Origin of the sequence: Salinispora sp. H7-4 (assembly GCF_013416675.1) — a bacterium.
GTDB classification, from domain to species: domain Bacteria; phylum Actinomycetota; class Actinomycetes; order Mycobacteriales; family Micromonosporaceae; genus Micromonospora; species Micromonospora vitiensis.
In genome coordinates this window covers 1-205 of the sequence record NZ_JABZED010000026.1, presented here as the reverse complement: position 1 = coordinate 205, position 205 = coordinate 1, and the positions used below count along the sequence as shown (strand labels likewise).

The 205-nt window shown below is 63.9% G+C and carries 1 protein-coding gene; it reads left to right on the top strand.

Translation table 11 applies throughout. The features are described from left to right. The coding region (locus H0524_RS13750) for a Hint domain-containing protein (RefSeq protein WP_180198994.1) at nucleotides 1-205 on the top strand (205 nt) is incomplete at both ends.

Genomic DNA, 205 nt, shown 5'->3' with positions numbered 1-205 from the left:
TGCAACAGTTTCGTCCCGGGTACGAAGGTGCTGCTGGCCGATGGTGGTACCAAGCCGATCGAGGACGTGAAGGAGGGCGACCGGGTCCTGGGTACGGACGTCGAGTCGCGGCAGAACCAGGGCCGTGTGGTCACCGACGTTCGTAGTCGCGAGGGCAGCAAGACTCTGGTGACGATCACCGTTGACGTCGACGGTGAGCAGGGCT